Annotated in this window: 2 protein-coding genes; both read left to right on the forward strand. The window is 48.8% G+C overall.

The window, feature by feature from the left end:
- Positions 1–398, forward strand: a 398-nt coding sequence (locus R7R24_RS28040) for an HlyD family secretion protein (protein ID WP_318120351.1), incomplete at its 5' end; no start/stop codon positions are given.
- Between the two features lie 20 nt (positions 399–418).
- On the forward strand, positions 419–625 hold a 207-nt coding region (locus tag R7R24_RS28045; protein WP_411978841.1), incomplete at its 3' end, for an ABC transporter permease.

A 625-nucleotide genomic window follows, 5' to 3' on the forward strand; every position in this document is an offset into this window, starting at 1 on the left:
CAGTTGCTGAAGTGGAAGCTTATGCGAAAGATACTCAAATCTACAGTTGGTTTGACGGTGAAGTATCTCAAGTACTTCTACAAAGCGGCGAGCTTGCACCGCAGGGCTTCCCAGTCGTCACCGTCATCGACACTGAAGATGCGTGGGCAACACTGAACGTGCGCGAGGATCTGCTTAGACACTTCACTAAAGACACCACATTTAACGCATACCTGCCAGCGTTGGATAAAAGTGTCGAGTTTAAAGTCACGCACGTTGCAGTAATGGGCGATTTCGCAACTTGGCGAGCGACCGATGCAGCACAAGGTTTCGATCTGCGTACCTTTGAAGTAGAAGCTCGCCCTACTCAACCAGAACCAGAACTGCGCATGGGTATGAGCGTTGTGGTTGAGCTGTAATCGCTCAAGGTAAAAAATCTATGACGATTAAGATTTCACAACGGCATGTGTTACGGCGCGACAAGTGGCTACTGTCGTGCTTAACTTGGGTGCCTATTTTGCTTTCGCTTACCATTTGGGGCGTGTTTTCTGCGGGGATTGCGAGATACCTGTCGATTGGCGTGGTCGATTTACAACATTCGCAACTCTCTCGTAAGTTGATCCAAACGTTAGATGCCTCTTCAACG

It is taken from the genome of Vibrio sp. 704, from assembly GCF_033339295.1.